General features: G+C 55.8%; 18 protein-coding genes. 3 read left to right on the top strand and 15 right to left on the bottom strand.

The window, feature by feature from the left end; all coding sequences use genetic code 11:
- Positions 1–2 precede the first annotated feature (2 nt).
- The 13 genes from R8G34_05050 to pyrC form a co-directional block, all read right to left on the bottom strand.
- Positions 3–446: a DUF1801 domain-containing protein gene (locus R8G34_05050; GenBank protein MDW3222244.1), complete on the bottom strand. Its 444-nt coding sequence runs from the start codon at positions 444–446 to the stop codon at positions 3–5.
- A 7-nt stretch (positions 447–453) separates the two neighbouring features.
- Entirely contained in the window at positions 454–1,935 is a 1,482-nt protein-coding gene (purF, locus tag R8G34_05045; GenBank protein ID MDW3222243.1) for an amidophosphoribosyltransferase, read from the bottom strand.
- Positions 1,936–2,080: 145 nt separating this feature from the next.
- Positions 2,081–3,175 carry an ATP-binding protein gene (locus tag R8G34_05040; GenBank protein ID MDW3222242.1) on the bottom strand — a complete coding sequence of 365 codons (1,095 nt, stop codon included), beginning with the start codon at positions 3,173–3,175 and terminating at the stop codon, positions 2,081–2,083.
- Between the two features lie 99 nt (positions 3,176–3,274).
- Positions 3,275–3,829 carry a CvpA family protein gene (locus R8G34_05035; protein ID MDW3222241.1) on the bottom strand — a complete coding sequence of 185 codons (555 nt, stop codon included), beginning with the start codon at positions 3,827–3,829 and terminating at the stop codon, positions 3,275–3,277.
- A 26-nt stretch (positions 3,830–3,855) separates the two neighbouring features.
- A complete protein-coding gene (radA, locus tag R8G34_05030) occupies positions 3,856–5,217 on the bottom strand; it encodes a DNA repair protein RadA (protein ID MDW3222240.1) in 1,362 nt (453 codons plus the stop codon).
- Positions 5,218–5,263: 46 nt separating this feature from the next.
- A complete protein-coding gene (locus R8G34_05025) occupies positions 5,264–6,040 on the bottom strand; it encodes a DNA repair protein (GenBank protein MDW3222239.1) in 777 nt (258 codons plus the stop codon).
- A gap of 186 nt (positions 6,041–6,226) precedes the next feature.
- Entirely contained in the window at positions 6,227–6,973 is a 747-nt protein-coding gene (locus R8G34_05020; GenBank protein ID MDW3222238.1) for an ATP-binding cassette domain-containing protein, read from the bottom strand.
- Positions 6,970–7,743, bottom strand: a complete 774-nt coding sequence (locus R8G34_05015) for an ABC transporter permease (GenBank protein ID MDW3222237.1) — start codon at positions 7,741–7,743, stop codon at positions 6,970–6,972. The genes R8G34_05020 and R8G34_05015 overlap by 4 nt, the downstream gene beginning before the upstream one ends.
- Complete coding sequence (gene alr, locus R8G34_05010; protein ID MDW3222236.1) at positions 7,743–8,774, bottom strand: alanine racemase; 1,032 nt, start codon at positions 8,772–8,774, stop codon at positions 7,743–7,745. The genes R8G34_05015 and alr overlap by 1 nt, the downstream gene beginning before the upstream one ends.
- A 71-nt stretch (positions 8,775–8,845) precedes the next feature.
- Complete coding sequence (locus R8G34_05005; GenBank protein ID MDW3222235.1) at positions 8,846–9,640, bottom strand: DUF1194 domain-containing protein; 795 nt, start codon at positions 9,638–9,640, stop codon at positions 8,846–8,848.
- A gap of 48 nt (positions 9,641–9,688) precedes the next feature.
- Positions 9,689–11,182 (bottom strand): replicative DNA helicase, encoded by a 1,494-nt coding sequence (locus R8G34_05000; protein ID MDW3222234.1) that lies wholly within the window; start codon positions 11,180–11,182, stop codon positions 9,689–9,691.
- Between the two features lie 245 nt (positions 11,183–11,427).
- The gene (locus tag R8G34_04995) at positions 11,428–12,105 is read right to left on the bottom strand and encodes an orotate phosphoribosyltransferase (GenBank protein MDW3222233.1); all 678 of its coding nucleotides are present in this window, start codon (positions 12,103–12,105) and stop codon (positions 11,428–11,430) included.
- Positions 12,106–12,157: 52 nt separating this feature from the next.
- A complete protein-coding gene (gene pyrC, locus R8G34_04990; GenBank protein ID MDW3222232.1) occupies positions 12,158–13,192 on the bottom strand; it encodes a dihydroorotase in 1,035 nt (344 codons plus the stop codon).
- Positions 13,193–13,473: 281 nt separating this feature from the next.
- On the opposite strand from pyrC, the gene R8G34_04985 reads away from it, so the two are divergent.
- From R8G34_04985 to R8G34_04975, 3 genes are read left to right on the top strand one after another with little or no spacing between them, the layout of a single operon-like run.
- Positions 13,474–14,382 carry a MoxR family ATPase gene (locus R8G34_04985; GenBank protein MDW3222231.1) on the top strand — a complete coding sequence of 303 codons (909 nt, stop codon included), beginning with the start codon at positions 13,474–13,476 and terminating at the stop codon, positions 14,380–14,382.
- A gap of 4 nt (positions 14,383–14,386) precedes the next feature.
- Positions 14,387–14,926: a hypothetical protein gene (locus tag R8G34_04980; GenBank protein MDW3222230.1), complete on the top strand. Its 540-nt coding sequence runs from the start codon at positions 14,387–14,389 to the stop codon at positions 14,924–14,926.
- Positions 14,926–16,188, top strand: coding sequence for a VWA domain-containing protein (locus R8G34_04975; GenBank protein MDW3222229.1), 1,263 nt, complete (start codon positions 14,926–14,928; stop codon positions 16,186–16,188). Before R8G34_04980 ends, R8G34_04975 begins: the two co-directional genes overlap by 1 nt.
- Positions 16,189–16,191: 3 nt before the next feature.
- Here the strand turns inward: R8G34_04975 and purL are convergent, their stop codons facing one another.
- On the bottom strand, positions 16,192–18,351 hold the full coding sequence (purL, locus tag R8G34_04970) for a phosphoribosylformylglycinamidine synthase subunit PurL (protein MDW3222228.1): 2,160 nt from the start codon (positions 18,349–18,351) through the stop codon (positions 16,192–16,194).
- A 217-nt stretch (positions 18,352–18,568) separates the two neighbouring features.
- Entirely contained in the window at positions 18,569–18,784 is a 216-nt protein-coding gene (locus R8G34_04965) for a DUF6552 family protein (GenBank protein ID MDW3222227.1), read from the bottom strand.
- Positions 18,785–18,844: the final 60 nt, after the last annotated feature.

Here is an 18,844-nt window from a genome sequence, read left to right as displayed (position 1 = left end):
CGTCAAGCAGTCTTGCGATGATACCTTAGCGTCAGAGCAGCGCAGTGTTCGATTGCGTCCATTGGCAACGGCTTATGCAGATCCAAATGCAAAGCACGTTTGCCATCGTACTCGAAGTCTTTGGGGTAAATCGTTTTCACTGTCTCAAGCAGATTGGTCTGGCAGTTCACAAAGAGGCTTAGATGATCTGGTCTTGCTTGGGTCCAGTTGCAGCGCAGCGTCGTTCCAACCCGCGGTTGTTCCGGCAGCCAAGAAGGTTGCCCCCATTTCAGCGTTTCAATCAAGCGCCCCACGTCATCACGTTTTGCCACGATGAACACAGTTTCACGAATTTGGTGAAACCGATCAGTCGCCAGCTTTGGCCAAGCCGCAAGCGTCGCGGTGATATTCGTTGGCAAAGGGTTCATTTTGTTACATTGCCCTTTGATCGTGACGGGAATTGTCAACAGATTGCTATTCGGCTGCTTTCATTTCAAACCCGCTTTCGATCTGGTCGGCAGGCTCAACGGGATATTCGCCAGAGAAACAGGCGTCACAGTATTGCGGCTGGGCCGCGTTGCGACCGTCTGCCTCGCCAACGGCGCGGTAAAGACCGTCTAGCGAGATAAATTTCAGGCTGTCCACCTGTAAATGATCACGCATCTCGTCTTCGGACATGGTCGCGGCCAGTAGCTTTTCGCGTTGCGGCGTGTCGACGCCATAAAAACAAGGCCAGGCTGTAGGCGGTGAGGCGATACGGAAATGAACCTCGGCGGCCCCTGCGTCTAAGATCATTTCTTTTATCTTGCGCGATGTCGTGCCGCGCACCACGGAATCGTCAACGAGAATGACGCGCTTCCCTTTGATCAATGCCCGATTCACGTTCAATTTCAGGCGCACGCCCATGTTGCGGATTTGTTCGGTCGGCTCAATGAACGTCCGGCCCATGTACTGGTTGCGAATAATTCCCATCGCATAGGGTATTCCGGACTCCAAAGAAAAACCAATCGCCGCAGGTGTTCCTGAATCGGGAACAGGGCAAACGAGATCGGCATTAACAGGAGCCTCTTTTGCCAATTCGCGGCCAATGGCCTCGCGGGTCTCATAGACAGACCGGCCCCCCAGGATACTGTCAGGTCTGCTAAAGTATACATGTTCGAAAATGCAAAACCTTGGTTTTTGCGGACGAAAGGGGAAATGAGATTCCACTCCCTTTTCGGTGATGACAACCATCTCACCGGGTTCGATCTCGCGCATAAATTCAGCGCCAATGATGTCAAGTGCACAGGTTTCTGAACTCAGCGCCCAACCATCCCCGACGCGGCCCAGAACCAAAGGTCGCACACCAAGAGGGTCGCGCACGCCAATCAGCTTGGTACGCGTCATCGCCACCACGGAAAACGCGCCCTCAACGCGGCGCAGCGCGTCTTCCATACGTTCCGGGATCGTCCGCTGCAGGCTGCGGGCCATCAGATGGATGATACACTCACTGTCAGATGAGGATTGAAAAATCGAACCGCGCTCAATCAATTCCCGCCGCAATGCATTCGCGTTGGTGATATTGCCATTATGTGCGATCGCCGCGCCGCCCATGGCGAATTCACCAAAGAAAGGTTGTACGTCCCTGATCGCCGTCGGTCCTTTTGAACCGGTCGTTGAGTATCGCACGTGCCCGATGGCCAGGGGTCCGGGCAAAGTCTCCATGATCTTTTGCGATGTGAAATTGTCGCGTACATACCCAAATCGTCTGGCAGACTGGAAACCCTGGTCAGGGTCATGCGAGACAATGCCACCCGCCTCTTGCCCGCGATGTTGCAGGGCGTGCAAACCAAGAGCGACAAAATTGGCGGCATCTACCACGCCCACGACGCCAAATATGCCGCATTCTTCTTTTAGTTTGTCTTCATCCTCGCCATCACGCAGATAAGATGAATCAAAAGGATGTGCGGCGGGCATGACTTTGGACAACGGGGCAGCTCCGAATCCGGTTTGGGACAACAGATCTTATGTAGGACGTCATGCCTTGAGTGTCACGAAACTATCATGGTGTGACTGACGAATGTCGCCTGTCGGCAACGGTATCGACACGTTTGACGAGAAGTCATCCTGTTTTGCGGGCACGCTTGGGGATATCCATGTCTCTTGAGCGATTGGCGTCGATCTGACCGGGCAGGGTAAAACTGATGGTGCAGCCTTTGCGATCGCTTCTGTCTTGCGACCTGATAGTGCCCCCGCGTGCCGTCAGCAACCGACGGATCCCCAGCAAGCCATATCCTTTGTCGGCACGAAACGGTCCGGTGTCCAAAAGGGCACGACCTGCGCCCTCAAACCCTTGCCCATTGTCCTGAACCTGGATGCTCAGGGTGTCAAAACTGGATTGTTGCACATCAACGATTATTGACAGGTTTGATTTCTGACCATGCTTCAACGCATTGTCAAAGAGGTTGCGCAGCACGATCTGCATCGCGGTTTTATCGCTGAAGAGCCAGATTTTTGGTGCAACGATACTGTGCATGGAAAGGGGGTCAAGCACGTCAATCAGTGTTTGACAGAGCTGTTCGAAATCGAACCATTTCACTTCTGCAGAAGCGTTTATGTCCTGGGTGTGTGTAAGGATTTCCCTGAGCAAACCCCCTGATTTTTCTGCGACTTCTTCAAGCAGATCAATCAGTTCAAGCTTTCCATCGCCGCGATCTTCAAAATCTTCTCGCAGCATGTCCGCTAGTATGGAGATGTTGCGCATAGGCGTGCGCAGATCATGAGCCGCGAGCGCCACGAACTGTTCCGCCTCGCCGCTTAACGACGCAAGCCTGGTTCTCAGATTACGCGCCTCGTGTTCGGCCGTTGTGTCCTTGATTGTTCCGATCAGGCGCAGAATTGATCCATCGCAGTCATGTTGGGCCTTCAGTGTCGTGCAACGCCGTTTTGATGCGCCTGACGTGGTGTCATTGATGTCATAGACAACACTTTCACCGGTGCGGAGCGCGACCAAGTGGCGTTGGTACTCAATTTCCGCCACCGATCCAGCGTAGACGTCACGCGCGGTTCGGCCGAGCACGGAGTCACGATTCAGACCACTTTCTAATTCTGCAGTCGTATTCCAGATCACATAACGGGGTACGCCTGTTTGATCCGGTTCCAGGACAAATACAGAGGCTGCAATATCGTCAAAACATTCGGTTTGTATATCGGTCACGCGCGCCTCTGGGCTCTTCGTTTGAGCGGAGGCTAGGTCTGCTGGCCTTAAAACCGAGTTAAAACCATGCGGTTTTTTTTAGAGATGCAGGGGGAGATTTCAGGCGCCGCAGTTTCCGACAAGTGTTTCATATTGCTGCGTAATCCAGCCCAATGCTTGCTCTGGTTCGGAGTTCTGGATTTGAGAGGAAATCTGCGAAAAGACAATCGCCGAGCGGCTTTCGTCTACGATGGTATATTTTTCGCCAGTGACCACCGTTTCATAAACGAAAAAGGCAATGGCGATCAACAGCACACCTCGTGCAACGCCAAACACGAAACCAAATCCCTGATCAATGCCGCCCAATGCCGAGCGTTGTACAACGGAGGCAAACAATGGCGTGAACAAGGACACCACAATCAAGGCTACGGCAAAGACGATTGCAAAAGCCCCGATGATGGACAATTCGCAGCTATCGGCCAAAAATTCGCCCACAACCGGAATTTCGCGCACAAGCGGTTCGACCTGAGGGGCGAACAGAAATCCCAGAACAGCTGCGGCAATCCAGCCAACGATGGCCATAACTTCGCGCACCAGACCACGCCCATAGGCGAGTAGCGCCGAGACAATCAGGACCAGCGCCACGACGCCATCAATGATGGTAAAACCTTCCATAGTCTCAATTGCCTTTCGTATCGCGCTTATCCTGCGCCAAATATTTCACCCACAAACGCCGTCAGATCCCCCATTGTGTTCAGGGAAATCCCACCCAATCCCACAGGTTTGCCGCCGCTGGGCGCGATTGCGCTGGTGAAACCAAGTTTTTGCGCCTCTTTCAACCTGTTTTCGGTCTGTGATGCCGGACGCAATGCCCCAGACAGGCTAATTTCACCGAAAACAACTGTGTCGGCGGGCAGGGCGACGTCTTCTCTCGCACTCAAAAGCGCGGCGGCCACGGCAAGATCCGCTGCAGGTTCGGACACTTTCATGCCTCCCGCGACGTTCAAATAAACATCAAGGCCCGCAAAGGGGATGCCACAACGTGCTTCCAGCACGGCAAGTATCATCGCCAGCCGTCCGCCATCCCAGCCCACCACCGTGCGACGGGCTTGCGAGTGGGGGGACGGAGCTACCAGTGCCTGAAATTCGACCAAGACCGGGCGCGTTCCTTCAACGCCGGCAAAGACCACAGAACCGGGGGAGGGCTCTCCCCGCTCAGACAGAAACAGCGCAGACGGGTTTGCAACTTCAGCAAGCCCCTTGCCGGTCATTTCAAAAACGCCGATCTCATCGGCTGGGCCAAAGCGGTTTTTTACCGCGCGCAAGATGCGGAATTGATGCCCACGCTCGCCCTCAAAATAAAGCACAGTGTCAACCATATGTTCGACCACGCGCGGTCCGGCGATCTGCCCGTCTTTGGTGACATGGCCCACCAGGATGACGGACACTCCCTTGCGTTTGGCAAAGCTGGTCAACTCATGAGCCGCCGCGCGCACCTGACTGACGGACCCAGGTGCGCTTTCTACATTGTCCGCCCACATGGTCTGGATGGAATCGATGATCGCCAGTCGTGGTTTCTCTGACTCCAGCGTTGTCAGAATATCGCGCAAATTGGTTTCGGCGGCGAGTTTGACCGGTGCATTCGCCTGATCAAGGCGCTGCGCGCGCATCCGGACCTGTGCAGAAGCTTCTTCGCCGGAAACATAGATGGTCTTCAATCCCGAGCGCGCGAATTGCGCGGCGGCCTGCAACAGAAGTGTGGATTTGCCAATGCCGGGATCACCGCCCACCAATATCGCAGACGCCGGGACCAGACCACCGCCCAAGACCCGGTCCAACTCTGCAATTCCGGATTGGGTCCGCGGAGGCGGGGCCTCCTGTGTGGCCAGATCGGTCAGAACAATGGAGGATCCACGCTTTCCGCCCAGCGATTTGGCCGGGCCCTTGGAAATCCCAGCGTCCTGCGAAATTGTGTTCCACTCGCCACAAGCCTCACAGCGTCCGGCCCACTTTGTTGTGACATTGCCACAGGACGCGCAGGAGTAGGAGGGGGATTTTGCCATGACACTTGATGCCCCAGCGGGCATATGAGGTCAAAGGGTAAATGCCCTACTCTGCGGCGAGTCTTGGCAGTCTTATGACGCCCTCTGTTTGGCTCTTGCCGGATGCGCTGGTCGCGTCTTCAATCTTGATTTCAGGCAGGATTTCTTCGAGATCCTCGATTAAACGATCCAGTTGGGACTTGGCAACAGCTTCATCAAGCTCAAGCCGATTGCTCCATTGCCGGATGTCGGCGTGTAGCGCTTTCGCATGATCCAACCGCTCCTGAAATTTTTCGACTTCCTGCTGACGTTGCACCAGAAACCCGTGAGCGCGGTCGACACGGTCGTCGGAAAAACTCTCCGCGAGGTCCTGACTGATCCGGCTCATCTGCGCAGCGACTTCGAGAATATCCGGTTCGAGGCTGCCGAGGTCGGGATGATCGCGTAAATGAACAATCCGTTCTTTGACAGCATCAAATTCGGATGGTGCATGGAACAGGCCTTTACGGTCTTCCGCATGCGCGATGGCATAGGCGCGGGCGACATCTTCCATGCGTATTGAAAAGCTGTGATGCGCACTTTCGAGACGCAAAACGCGCTGGTTTGTCGGGAGAAAAAAGCACATGCACAGCAACAACACAGTGATTGTGACCTGGGCATAGACGCCGCCGTTTTCAACCATCACGCCATTGATCGCGAGTGGCACTTCAACCCACGGCAGCACGCCAAAAGCCGCCAGCCCCGAAAACAAAACAGCGATCATCGCAGCGCCCGCAACAAGCGCCAAAGAAAAGCTTTGGAAAACCGAGCGCGTCATCGACAGCGCAGGACGAAATTGTTCCATGGAAAAACACTCCCTGAAAAATCATTAACGTCGGCAAACAATCGCCGAACTTAATGGAAACGTAACACAATAATTTTGAAAATTCGAATAAAACCCAAGAATTGGTGAACGTTTCAACCGATCCGGGCATATTGTTCGCGCAGGTTTTACAATCTCTCAATTGAGGCGGGATTGTTTACGGGTTTCTTAGCGAACGGCCTCAATTGGCCCCTCTGCCTTGCCCTGAATGAACTGATCGAGATAGGGATTCCCGCTGTCATCCATCTGGCTGACAGGGCCGGTCCACTGGATAACGCCCTCGTGCAGCATGGCGATGTTGTCGGCAATGGCGCGAACAGACGTCATGTCATGAGTGATGGTCATTGCCGTTGCACCCATCTCCACCACGATCTCGCGGATCAATTCGTTGATGACTCCGGACATGATTGGGTCGAGCCCGGTTGTGGGTTCGTCAAAGAAAATGATTTCAGGTTCAGCGGCAATGGCGCGGGCAAGGCCGACGCGTTTTTGCATGCCGCCCGATAACTCAGCGGGAAACTGGTCTGCGACATCTGCCTTCAGCCCGACGCGGCGCAGTTTTTCAATCGCAATTGCGCGTGCCTCATCATGTGGGCGTTTCAGCGATCCCCGCAGCAGGCGAAACGCCACATTCTGCCAGACCGGCAGGCTGTCAAACAATGCACCACCCTGAAACAGCATGCCAAAGCGGGCCAGAAAGGCATCGCGGTCCCCGCTGTCGGCGTTTTGACCATCTACTGATATTGTGCCGCTGTCCTGTTTGATCAGGCCGAGGATGCATTTGAGTGCAATTGACTTTCCCGTGCCGGATCCGCCGATGATGACCATCGACGTGCCGGTTCCAATCTCAAGATCAAGACCGCGCAACACGTGGTTCGTTCCAAAGGATTTTTTGATGTTTTCCATTTTGATCATAGCGAGAAGAACACCCCGGTGAGCACGAAGTTCGCGGCCAGAATGAGCACGGCTGCCGCCTCAACGGCAGTTTTTGTTGCACGCCCCACGCCCATCGCGCCGCGTCCGGAATTCATCCCGTGATAGCAACCCATAAGGGCTGCGGCGAACCCAAATACTGCGCCTTTGGTCAAAGAAGAGATGATATCGACCGGCTCAAGGAAATTGACCGTGTTGCGAATATAGCCGGACGGGTTGAAGCCCAACGTACCGGTGGCAACGGCGTATCCGCCAAAAATCCCAATGATGTCGCCTATGCCAACCAGCACCGGCACAACCAAAACGGCGGCCAGCACGCGCGGCACTGTGAGGTACTTCATCGGATGGGTTGAGAGCGTAACCAAAGCATCGATCTGTTCGGTCACTTTCATCGTGGCAATTTCGGCCGCAATAGAGGAGGTGACCCGCGCTGCGATCATCAACCCGACCAAAACCGGCCCGAGTTCACGCACCATGCCCACGGCGACGATCTGAGGCACCACGGCCTCTGCGTTGAACCGCGACCCACCGGCATAGATCTGCAACGCCAACGCACCACCGGTGAATACGGCCGTTAGCCCAACAACGGGCAACGACAACCAACCGATGTTGAGCAACGCAGAGAGGAATTCGCGATGATAAAAGGGCGGGCGCAGCATATGACTGATGGCCTCAAGACCGAACAGAGCGATGCGGCCAATAGCGGCCAATACGCCCAAGACGGTGCGGCCAATGAGAGCGAGCGGATTTATCACATATAGACGCGTTTGTAGCGCGCTCCCAGCGAGGTCAGGATTTCATATCCTATGGTATCGGCAAATCCGGCAACCGTGTCCACCGATTGATGCGGGCCGATCAACTCCAGATGCTCGGGCTCGTGCGCGAGACCGGTTACATCAACGCCAATCAAGTCCATCGAAATGCGCCCGACCACGGGAACGGTGGAACTGTTTGCATGAAAATGCGCCTGCGGCCCCATCGCACGGATGATGCCATCTGCGTAACCGGCTGAAATGGTGGCGATCCGCGACGGGCCGCGCGCAACCCAGGTATTTGAATACCCAACGGTTTCACCCACCGCGACATCGCGGATTTGGATTACGGGGACAGTGAGAGCAACAACCGGACGCGCATCAATATAGGGCAACCCGCCGTAGAGGCCGATGCCGGGGCGCACCAGATCAAAATGGAACTCAGGACCCAGCAGCGTGCCGCCCGTTGCCGCCAGCGAAAGCGGCACATTGGTCCCTTGCGTCATCTCTTTGAAGGTCTGCAGTTGTTGGTTGTTCATCGCGTGATCAGGCGTGTCTGCACAGGCCAAATGTGACATGATCAGGGTTGGTCGTTGCGCCAAAGCAAGATCACGCACGGCGGCCCATTCCGCTGCCTCCATGCCCAAGCGGTTCATGCCGGTGTCCAACTGAATCCCAAAAGGATGACCGGGCAGGGACTCGAAATGGCGCGACATCTGATCAATGGAATTGAGCATCGGCGTTAGGTTCGCATCCCGGATGGACTTTGTATCGCCTGCCATATGCCCGGCAAAAACGCTTATCTCGGGACCCTTGCCCAGAATTTGGCGCAGAGCGACCCCTTCTTCAGCAATGGCCACAAAGAAAGATCGTGCGCCCGCCTTGCCCAGAGCTTTGGCAACCGGCGCAATCCCGAGCCCGTAGGCATCCGCCTTCACAACTGCGGCGGCCTTGCCTTGTGCGGTTGCATTCAGGCTGCGCCAATTCTCGCGCAGGGCCTTCAGATCAATGGTCAGGGTTGCAGAAGCCATGGATCGGGTTTTGACAGGGCTGTGCGGAGCGTCAAGCGGAAAATGGCGCTTTTGCAACGGCGCCACCCTGTTCACGGGATGTCGAAATAGGCTCTGTTTTGCTCCCACATTTTCTCACCCACCAAGCAGTCATAGGGTGTTGGAGGTTGATATTGTACGGGCACGACGCGGACAGGTATCTCGGCAATCTCCAACACCAGCTTGCGTTTGACAGCTGCGCCAAATTGGTCCCATGACAATACCGAAATGACAAAGGCGCCGGGCCCGCCGATCACACAGTTTCGATAGTAGATATCGAGATCGGGAATGCCCCAGATCTCGCTGAGCGCATCTTGCGTCATCAAAGGCAGGCCATTGATGATGAAACCCTGCGACAAAGCAGCATCCCGGGCGCTTTCAACTGGACGTCCCTGATTGTTCGGACCGTCACCAGATACATCAATAACACGACGTAAGCCTATGAAACCGTTTTCTTGGAAGTCGTCCTGCGCATAGAGGAGCGCGCCGGAAATTGACGTACGCCTGAGGCCCTCATCAAACCGCGCCGTGATCTGGCGCGCAATCTTTTGCGCATCCGAGTCAGTCTGTATCAGGGTCCAGGGCACGATCACGCGCTGCGCATATTCGCCTGCCCATTCCACATAGGTAATTGCAATACGTCCCAAAAGACCATTTTGAATGGCGGTCATGACCTGTTCGCTGGTCAGTGCCTCAGCGTACCCACGCCGTTGGATTTCCAGTTCGGCGGGTGACATGGACCGCGATACATCCACCGCCAGAAACAGCTCAACATCGACCTCGATGTCCTGGGCGGTGGCTGGTGGTACGGCGATCAAGAAAGTGCAAAAGACAAGGAGCAAACGCATGCGCACATTGCGCCAGAAAAACGCACGCCTGTCCAATCACAAATCAGATCAGAATTCGCGATCAGTCCCCTGTTGCCACGGTTGCACGAGGTTGCCAAACCGCGTGAAGCGCCCCTCGAAGCTCAACTCGACCGTGCCGATAGGGCCATGACGCTGCTTGCCAATGACCACCTCGGCGCGCCCATGCAGACGCTCCATTTCCTCTTGCCATTTTGCCATCGCCTCCAGATCGTGGTCGCCTGGTTTTTCACGTTCTTTGTAATATTCTTCGCGGAACACAAACATCACCACATCTGCATCCTGCTCAATCGAGCCGGATTCGCGCAAATCACTGAGTTGGGGGCGTTTATCTTCACGGTTCTCGACCTGACGCGACAGCTGCGACAGCGCAATGACCGGAATGTCCAGCTCCTTGGCGATGGCCTTGAGGCCCATGGTGATCTCGGAAATCTCATTCACCCGGTTTTCGGATTTGCCTGTCCCGCGCACCAATTGCAGGTAGTCCACGATCAGCACATCCAAGCCATAGGTCCGTTTCAGTCGGCGCGCGCGCGCCGCCAATTGGCTGATCGGCAGGGCGGGAGTGTCGTCAATGTATAGCGGGCAAGCCTCAAGGGCCTTGGCGGCGTCGACGAAACGGCGGAATTCGACCTCGGTCATATCACCACGACGGATTTGCTCGGAGGGCACTTCCGCGGCTTCTGAGAGGATGCGAGCGGCCAACTGTTCAGCGCTCATTTCAAGAGAGTAGAACCCGACAACACCACCGTCCACCGCGCCTTCTGTACCATCATGCAACTGGCCGCGTTTATAGGCTTTGGCGACGTTGAACGCGATATTGGTCGCCAACGAGGTTTTACCCATGGAAGGACGCCCAGCAAGTATCAGCAAATCCGAACGGTGAAGACCGCCCAGTTTCTTGTCCATGTCAATCAGCCCGGTGGAAACCCCGGCAAGGCCCCCCTCACGTTGGTAGGCTGCATTTGCGACATTAACTGCGTCGGTTACTGCTTTGAGAAAACTTTGAAAACCGCTTTCTGCCTGACCTTGTTCGGCCAGCTTGTAAAGCGCTTGTTCCGCCTCCACGATCTGCTCGCGCGGCTCAGAGGCCACATCAACAGTCGCGGCCTTATCCGAGATTTCCCGCCCGAGTTGGATCAGATCGCGCCGGACTGCCAGATCATAAATCATCTGCGCGTAATCGCGCACCGCAAAGGCCGAAATCGCAGCACCTGCGAGGCGCGCGAGGTAGGCGGGACCGCCGAGTTCCGTCAAGCCTTCGTCATCTTCCATGAATGCCTTGAGCGTGACGGGAGAGGCGAGGTTGTTCTTGGCAATACGAGCTGCGGAGATGTCGAAAATGCGCGCATGTACTGGATCGTAAAAGTGCTTGGCCCCAATGATCGAGGCGACACGATCGTAGATGTCATTGTTGGTCAGGATCGCGCCCAAAAGCTGCTGCTCCGCCTCGATGGAATGAGGCATGGAGTCGGGCGATTGCACATCGACGCCGGTCGGATTGAAGGCCGCTATTTCGTTCATGACTGTCCCTGTTTGCCCCGATAGCGCGCTCGATGGCGCGCCTGCTGTCTGCTGCACTTGTCTTACAGAAGTTTGCGCGCGAACCCTATCTTCATATCTTGGTGGAGAAGGCTGGGATAAAGCTGTGCATAAAACCTCACCGGCGGAATTTACACCTGATAGTGTAGCAGAGACGAAATCTCACGCAACATATGCTTTGGGTCGCGCGAATCTATGTCAGTTTTGTGACGTCGCTGGGGGTAACTTTATTTTGCGTTACCCAACTGCCACTTACGCGGATCATTCAAAAATCGTTCGACCTCACCGAGCGTTTGGGCGTCAAAGGATGCGTGGTTTTTGGCTTCGGCCAAGACATCCCACCATGTGCAGAGGCTGTGAAGTTGCACGCCGTGATCACGCAGTTTTGTTTCGGTTTCCGGGAAGATGCCGTAATAGAAAATCACTGCCGTGTGGCTGCAGGTCGCACCAGTTTCACGGATGGCATCCACGAACGAGAGTTTCGATCCGCCGTCGGTTGTCAGATCTTCAACCAGGAGCACGCGTTCCCCCTCAAGCATGTCCCCCTCAATACGCGCGTCACGTCCATAGCCTTTGGGCTTTTTGCGCACATAGGTCATCGGCAACCCCATGCGTTCCGCCACCAGAGCGGCAAAAGGGATACCCGCAGTCTCGCCGCCCGCGATATTGTCAAAGGCCTCAAAGCCGGCGTTGCGCATGACGGTCGCAGTCAGAAAGTCCATTAACGTGCTGCGGATGCGGGGATAACTGATGAGTTTGCGGCAATCAATATAGGTCGGGCTGGCCAGACCGGAGGCGAAGATAAACGGTTCCGCCGAATTGAAATGCACGGCCTTGATCTCCAGCAACATCCGGGCGGTCAGGCGCGCGATTTCGGATGGATCAGGGTAGGTAGAGGGGATCATTGTGCAGTCCTTTTAAGTGCGGTGTCGGGGGGCGTTGGGCGATCTAGTCGGATTATCGCACCGCCCATTCAAGATCAAAACCAGGGTCAAAAACAGTTACAGGCCCTTCGGCGCTTTCCACATGTGTTGGATAGCTGGCGCCGGTTTTTTCAAGTGTTACTGTGTCCTGATTGACGGGCAGCCCGTAAAACGCGGGGCCATTGAGAGACGTAAACTGTTCTAATTTTTCCAACGCGTCATCTTGTTCAAACACCTGCGCCAGTATTGACAGGGTGTTGGGCGCCGTGAAGCATCCCGCGCATCCGCACGGCAGCAGTTTGTTTGCATCCGTATGAGGCGCGGAGTCAGTCCCTAAAAAGAAACGCGCCTCGCCCGATGTGGCCGCGGCGCGCAGCGCCAATCGATGCTCCTCGCGCTTGGCTACGGGCAGACAATAATAGTGTGGTTTGATCCCACCGGCCAGAATGTGGTTTCGGTTGATCACAAGATGATGCGTTGTGATTGTTGCCGCCAGCGTGTCATCCTGTGCGCGTGCATACGCCACGGCATCTGACGTTGTGATATGTTCCATCACCACGCGCAATCCCGGTGTTGCGCGACGAATCGGGTCCAGAACCCGGTCGATGAACACGGCCTCACGATCAAAAATGTCGATCTCCGCGTCAGTGACTTCGCCGTGAACGCAGAGCGGCAATCCGATCTCCGCCATCTTTTCCAACACTGGTCGCACGGTGTCGAAATCCGAAACGCCGCTTGCTGAATTGGTCGTCGCACCAGCCGGATACAGTTTCACCGCATGGACCAATCCGGAAGCATGTGCCGCGGCGACATCTGCGGGATCGGTGTTTTCGGTCAGGTATAATGTCATCAGCGGTTTGAAATCCGTCCCTGGAGGGCAGGCCGCTAAAATCCGTGTTTCATAGTCTTTTGCCTGTGCGTGGGTGACAACGGGCGGCACAAGGTTGGGCATAATGATCGCGCGCGCAAAATGTGCGGTCGTTGAGGGCAAAACGGCTTGCATCATAGCGCCATCACGCAGGTGCAAATGCCAGTCGTCGGGGCGGCGAATTGTCAGGGTCTGGGTCATGCAATTGCGCTAGCACACCCGCATCCGCTACGCCAGAGACGGCGCGTAGAGCATTGGAATTTTGGCTTGGAAAATGGACTAAGAAAGGGGCTTTTTCGGATTGTTCATTTGCCCGCATAGGTGTGGGTCAGTTCCGCAATCGTAAGATTGTCGTTTGCGCGCTGTTTCAGACATCCAGTGATTCAGGCGATGAAACTGTGTCTGATGCATGACTTATGTACGATCTGTGCTTGACGCCCCGGTGCTGGAATGCAGGCTACGACCCATCAGAAGGAGACATCATGTCAGCACCAGACTCTATAGATGCCGTCCAGCAAATGCTGTCGAAACAAGGTTACGTCTGTGACAGATCATTGGGCACGGTGGTCTTTCTGGCCTTGCGCTTGGGGCGACCCTTGTTTCTGGAAGGTGAAGCAGGTGTTGGCAAAACCGAAATCGCCAAAGCCTTGTCGGCGGGCCTTGGGCGTCGCCTGATCCGGCTGCAATGTTATGAGGGCTTGGACGCTTCCAGCGCGGTCTATGAGTGGAACTTCCCGGCGCAGATGGTGGCCATTCGCACCGCCGAGGCGACGGGCAATACCTCGCGCAAAGACCTGCAAACCGAACTGTTCAGCGACGATTTTTTGATCGAACGCCCCTTGTTGGACGCTATGCGCCCGGATGAAAACGGCGCGCCGGTGCTGTTGATTGACGAATTGGACCGCACGGATGAACCGTTTGAAGCCTTTTTACTGGAGGCGCTCAGCGATTTTCAGGTGACGATCCCTGAACTGGGCACGATCAAGGCTCCTGAACCGCCGATTGTGATCCTGACCTCAAATCGGACCCGCGAAGTGCATGATGCGCTTAAACGCAGGTGTTTGTATCATTGGGTGGACTATCCGGATTTCGATCGCGAAATGGAAATTCTGCAAGCGCAGGCCCCGGAAGCCGCCGCCGCACTCAGCCGCGAAGTGGTTGCTTTTGTGCAGCAATTGCGCACCGAGGATTTGTTCAAGAAACCCGGCGTGGCCGAAACCATTGATTGGGCCAAATGCCTGTTGGCATTGGACGCGATCAACCTCAGCCCGGAAGTGATCGCCGATACGCTGGGTGCCATTCTGAAGTATCAGGACGACATTCAAAAGCTGCAAGGCTCTGAGGCCAAACGTATTCTGGATCAGGTCAAGGCCTCGCTGGAGATGGTCTGACTTTATGGCAACGGCACCGGTAATTCATATTGGCGGCTGGCCCGGAGCAGGTAAGCGGACGATCGGAAGGATTGTCGCTGATCACTTGGGCGGGCGTCTGATCGACAACCACATCATGCTTGACGCTGCCTGCGCAATTTATGAGCGGGGGACGTCCGGGTGGTCTGTGCTGCGCGAAGAGGTGCGGGAGGTCGTTTTGGACCATGCAAAGGATCTCCCTGCGGACGTTGCCATCGTCTTGACGGATGCGCTGGCAGATGAACCCGCCGCGCGGCCTCTTTATCAGCCGGCAGTTGATCTTGCACGCGCGCGAAAGGCCTCCCTTTATTCTTGTATTCTCGACCTTGACGGGGAGGAGAACCGACGCCGGTTGATCGATCCGTCTAGGGCGGGTGGGACCAAACTGATGGACGCGGATACTTTACGGACCATTCGCGAATGCGACAGACTTTTTGTTCCCGAAGGCGCATTTACGCTCGACGTCACAGCGATGTCTCCTCATGAAGCAGCGATGGCGGTTGTAAGTGGCGTTGAATTACTCTGATGCCTGAATACGCCCCTCTCGATTTGCCCGAAAACCCGAAACTTGCGGGCAATATCACCCATTTCGCGCGGGCATTGCGGCGCGCTGGGATTCCGATTGGATCGGGCCGCGTTATTGAGGCCATTCGCGCTGTGGAAGCAGCAGGGTTTACCGAAAAGCGAGACTTTTATTGGACGTTGCATGCGTGTTTCGTAAACAAACCAGAGCACCGATTGGTGTTTGCGCAGATCTTCCGCCTTTACTGGCGAGATCCGCGATACCTTGAACACATGATGTCTTATATGATCCCGGCGGTGCGCGGGGTGCAGGAGGATCGTAAGGCGCAATCGGCAGAGAAGCGCGCCGCTGAGGCACTGCTGGATGGGGCCGAGGCACCCGATTTCGACCCCGAAAAAGGCGGCGAGGATGAGACCACAGAGGTCGAGATCGACGCGAGTCTGACTATGTCTTCACAGGAACGCCTGCGTAGTCTGGATTTTGAGCAAATGAGCAATGCTGAGATGGCGGAGGCAAAACGGATGTTGGCCAAGCTCAATCTGCCAGTGCCGCCGATCCGGTCACGGCGCGCCAAACCAAGCCTGACGGGCGGACGCGTAGACCCTGCACGTTCCTTGAGGGCCGCCACGCGTCAGGGGGGCGAAATGCACAAGATTGCCTTTAAGGAACCGCGCCCGCGCTGGCCCAATCTGGTGGTGCTCTGCGATATATCTGGCTCGATGAGCCAATACAGCCGCGTCGTTTTGCATTTTCTGCACGCCGTGGCGAACGCCAAAGGCGCAGGTTGGGCGAAGGTGCATGCCTTTACCTTCGGCACGCGGCTGACAAACATTACGCGCCATTTGAAACAGCGCGATGTGGATGCAGCACTGGCCGCCGCGGGGGCCGAAGCGCAGGACTGGGAAGGTGGTACGCGGATTGGCCAATGTCTGGAAAGTTTTAATCGCGACTGGTCGCGACGCGTGATGGGGCAGGGGGCGGTGGTCTTGCTGATTACCGATGGTCTGGATCGCGATGATCCGGAGGCGCTGGAGCGACAGATCGAACGCTTGCACCTGTCATCGCGCCGTCTGATCTGGCTCAATCCGTTGCTGCGGTGGGAGGGTTTCGCTCCCAAGGCACAAGGTATTCGCGCCATGTTGCCGCATGTGGACAGCTTTCGGGCGGGGCATTCGATTGCCTCTCTTGAGGATCTTGCGATTTCTCTGTCCCGCCCGGATGATATGGGCGAGAAAGACAGGTTGATGCGGTTGATCAGTGAATAGGGCTTAGGCCACTGCAGCCGCAAATGATCCACGATAAAGCGTTGAAAGCGCATCTAGGGTCTCGCTGGCACTTCCCAGCTTTACGACGTCGCCGCCAAATTTTCCCGATTCGATCAACGTCAGACCGGCCGCTGACGCAGTCGACATCAATTTCTTTGCTTGATCGGAACTGCAAGCGATCAGATAGCGTCCCTGATCTTCGCCAAAAAGTGTCGCCGGATCATCTGCTGTCAGCTGGATGCCAACGCCTGTTTTTTCGGCCATTTCAAACCCTGCAAGGGCCAAACCGCCATCTGACAAATCTGTGCAAGCCGCGATATGAGATCGATTGGCACGGATGAAATCGCCATGCGCGGCCTCTTGCACGAGATCGACAGCGGGCGCGTCACCCTCAAAGCGGCCAAATACCTCAGCCAAAAGAGCAGATTGCCCTAAATGCCCTTGTGTTTCTCCCAATACCAGCGCGATGTATCCTTCGCGCACATCGCATCCGATGATGTCGTCTGTGTGCGCGAGCAATCCAACGGCACCGATTGTTGGTGTCGGCAGGATCGCCGCTCCGTCGGTCTCATTGTAAAGCGACACGTTGCCCGACACGATCGGCATATCAAGCGCTTCTACGGCGGCACCAATGCCTTGGATCGCACCGACGAATTGTCCCATGATCCGGGGCTTTTCAGGGTTTCCGAAGTTCATATTGTCTGTTGTGGCCAATGGCTTGGCGCCGACGGCGGAAAGGTTACGGTACGCTTCGGCCACGGCCTGTTTGCCACCCTCAATCGGGTTTGCTTTGACATAGCGCGGGGTCACATCAGAGGTAAACGCCAGCGCCTTGTCGGTGCCATGCACCCGGATGATCCCCGCGCCGAGCCCGGGAACGCGCACCGTATCTGCCATGACCATCGTGTCATATTGTGTGAACACCCAAGCCTTGGAGGCATAATTCGGGCTGCTGATCAGCGCCTTCAAGCCCTCAATTGGATCCACATTTAGTTTTTCTGTGAAAGGCGCGGGGGCTGGCGTCGGCTCCCACGGGCGGTCATATTCGGGCGCGGTGCCAGCCAGCGTTTTGAGCGGCAGGTCAGCTTTGACCTCGCCATTGTGCAAGATCAAAAACCGATCTTCCGCGATGGTTTCGCCGACAATGGCGAAATCGAGGTCCCATTTGTCAAAGACCGCCTTGGCTTGTGCTTCAAGCTCGGGGCGTAGGACCATCAACATGCGTTCCTGGGACTCAGAGAGCATCATTTCATAGGCTGTCATGGCTTCTTCGCGCACCGGAACACGTTCCAATTCGAGCCTTACGCCGAGATTGCCCTTGTCGCCCATTTCCACAGCCGAGCAAGTCAGGCCAGCGGCCCCCATGTCCTGAATAGAGATGACGGCGCCGGTTTGCATCAACTCCAGCGTGGCTTCCATCAGGCGCTTTTCGGTGAAGGGATCACCTACCTGAACGGTGGGGCGTTTTTCTTCGATGGTGTCGTCAAATTCTGCTGAGGCCATGGTCGCGCCGCCGACGCCATCGCGCCCGGTTTTTGCACCCAGATAGACCACCGGCATGCCCACACCGGAGGCGGCGGAATAAAATATCTTGTCCGTGTCCGCGAGGCCCGCCGCAAAAGCATTCACCAGACAGTTGCCATTATAGGCCGGATCGAACCGCACTTCGCCGCCAACGGTTGGCACGCCAAAGCAATTGCCGTAGCCGCCAATGCCTTCGACCACGCCGTTGACCAATTGACGCGTCTTGGGATGAGAAGGCTCACCAAAACTCAAGCTGTTCATCGCCGCGACAGGCCGCGCGCCCATAGTGAACACATCGCGCAGGATGCCGCCCATGCCGGTTGCCGCACCCTGATAAGGCTCGATGTAGGAGGGGTGATTGTGGCTTTCCATCTTGAAGACGACCGCTTGCCCGTCGCCGATGTCGACGATCCCTGCGTTTTCGCCGGGGCCGCAGATGACTTGCGGACCGGTGGTGGGCAGGGTGCGCAACCATTTCTTGGAGGACTTGTAGGAACAGTGCTCGTTCCACATGGCCGAAAAAATCCCCAATTCCGTGAAACTCGGGGTCCGGCCAACGATTTCTAGGATGCGCTGGTACTCATCGGGGCTAAGCCCGTGACTGGCAATCAGGTCAGGCGTGATGGCAGGCTCTTGCATGGGCTGTGTCTTTCTCGTGTCGGTATGCGGTGTCTTTAGGACAAGGGCTGGCGCGGGGAAAGGGGAGATTGGATTGACGTTGTCGATATACGCCACGGTTTTAGCCTTATATCTGAACCGGAATTTGCTGTCAGGGCGTTGCCCGTCTTCATTGCCAGCGATCTAAACTAACAGGTATACCATCGCCGCGAATACGGAGTATCTGCGTCACTATCCGTTATGAATTCAGATAATCGCCTAGAATGGCAACGAACGCCCCGACATGATCAACCATGATCGCGCGGTCTTTCCACATGAGCCCTACAAGAAACCAAAGCACGATTGCGATGATGAAGGCGAAAACATTCCATGGGACAATGTTCAGTCCTGTCAGAGCGTACCCTACCAATTGAATGGCGGTTGCAATCCATTTGACGACATCAACCGTTTTCACTTGGCAGATCTACATTTGCATGATGCTTTCATGCCTCAGGGTATTGAAGGCAACTGGCAA

This window comes from Paracoccaceae bacterium, assembly GCA_033344815.1.
GTDB lineage: Bacteria > Pseudomonadota > Alphaproteobacteria > Rhodobacterales > Rhodobacteraceae > Roseobacter.
The sequence above is the reverse complement of the archived record's forward strand: the minus strand, read 5'-3'. Positions and strand labels throughout refer to the sequence as shown.

What these genes read in the sequence shown, in the direction of transcription:
- purF (MDW3222243.1), bottom strand. Translation starts at nt 1,935, where the DNA reads ATGCCCGCCGCACATCCTTTTGATTCATCTTATCTGCGTGATGGCGAG.
- R8G34_05035 (MDW3222241.1), bottom strand. Translation starts at nt 3,829, where the DNA reads ATGGAAGGTTTTACCATCATTGATGGCGTCGTGGCGCTGGTCCTGATT.
- radA (MDW3222240.1), bottom strand. Translation starts at nt 5,217, where the DNA reads ATGGCAAAATCCCCCTCCTACTCCTGCGCGTCCTGTGGCAATGTCACA.
- R8G34_05025 (MDW3222239.1), bottom strand. Translation starts at nt 6,040, where the DNA reads ATGGAACAATTTCGTCCTGCGCTGTCGATGACGCGCTCGGTTTTCCAA.
- R8G34_05020 (MDW3222238.1), bottom strand. Translation starts at nt 6,973, where the DNA reads ATGATCAAAATGGAAAACATCAAAAAATCCTTTGGAACGAACCACGTG.
- alr (MDW3222236.1), bottom strand. Translation starts at nt 8,774, where the DNA reads ATGGCTTCTGCAACCCTGACCATTGATCTGAAGGCCCTGCGCGAGAAT.
- R8G34_05005 (MDW3222235.1), bottom strand. Translation starts at nt 9,640, where the DNA reads ATGCGTTTGCTCCTTGTCTTTTGCACTTTCTTGATCGCCGTACCACCA.
- R8G34_05000 (MDW3222234.1), bottom strand. Translation starts at nt 11,182, where the DNA reads ATGAACGAAATAGCGGCCTTCAATCCGACCGGCGTCGATGTGCAATCG.
- R8G34_04995 (MDW3222233.1), bottom strand. Translation starts at nt 12,105, where the DNA reads ATGATCCCCTCTACCTACCCTGATCCATCCGAAATCGCGCGCCTGACC.
- pyrC (MDW3222232.1), bottom strand. Translation starts at nt 13,192, where the DNA reads ATGACCCAGACCCTGACAATTCGCCGCCCCGACGACTGGCATTTGCAC.
- R8G34_04985 (MDW3222231.1), top strand. Translation starts at nt 13,474, where the DNA reads ATGTCAGCACCAGACTCTATAGATGCCGTCCAGCAAATGCTGTCGAAA.
- R8G34_04980 (MDW3222230.1), top strand. Translation starts at nt 14,387, where the DNA reads ATGGCAACGGCACCGGTAATTCATATTGGCGGCTGGCCCGGAGCAGGT.
- R8G34_04975 (MDW3222229.1), top strand. Translation starts at nt 14,926, where the DNA reads ATGCCTGAATACGCCCCTCTCGATTTGCCCGAAAACCCGAAACTTGCG.
- purL (MDW3222228.1), bottom strand. Translation starts at nt 18,351, where the DNA reads ATGCAAGAGCCTGCCATCACGCCTGACCTGATTGCCAGTCACGGGCTT.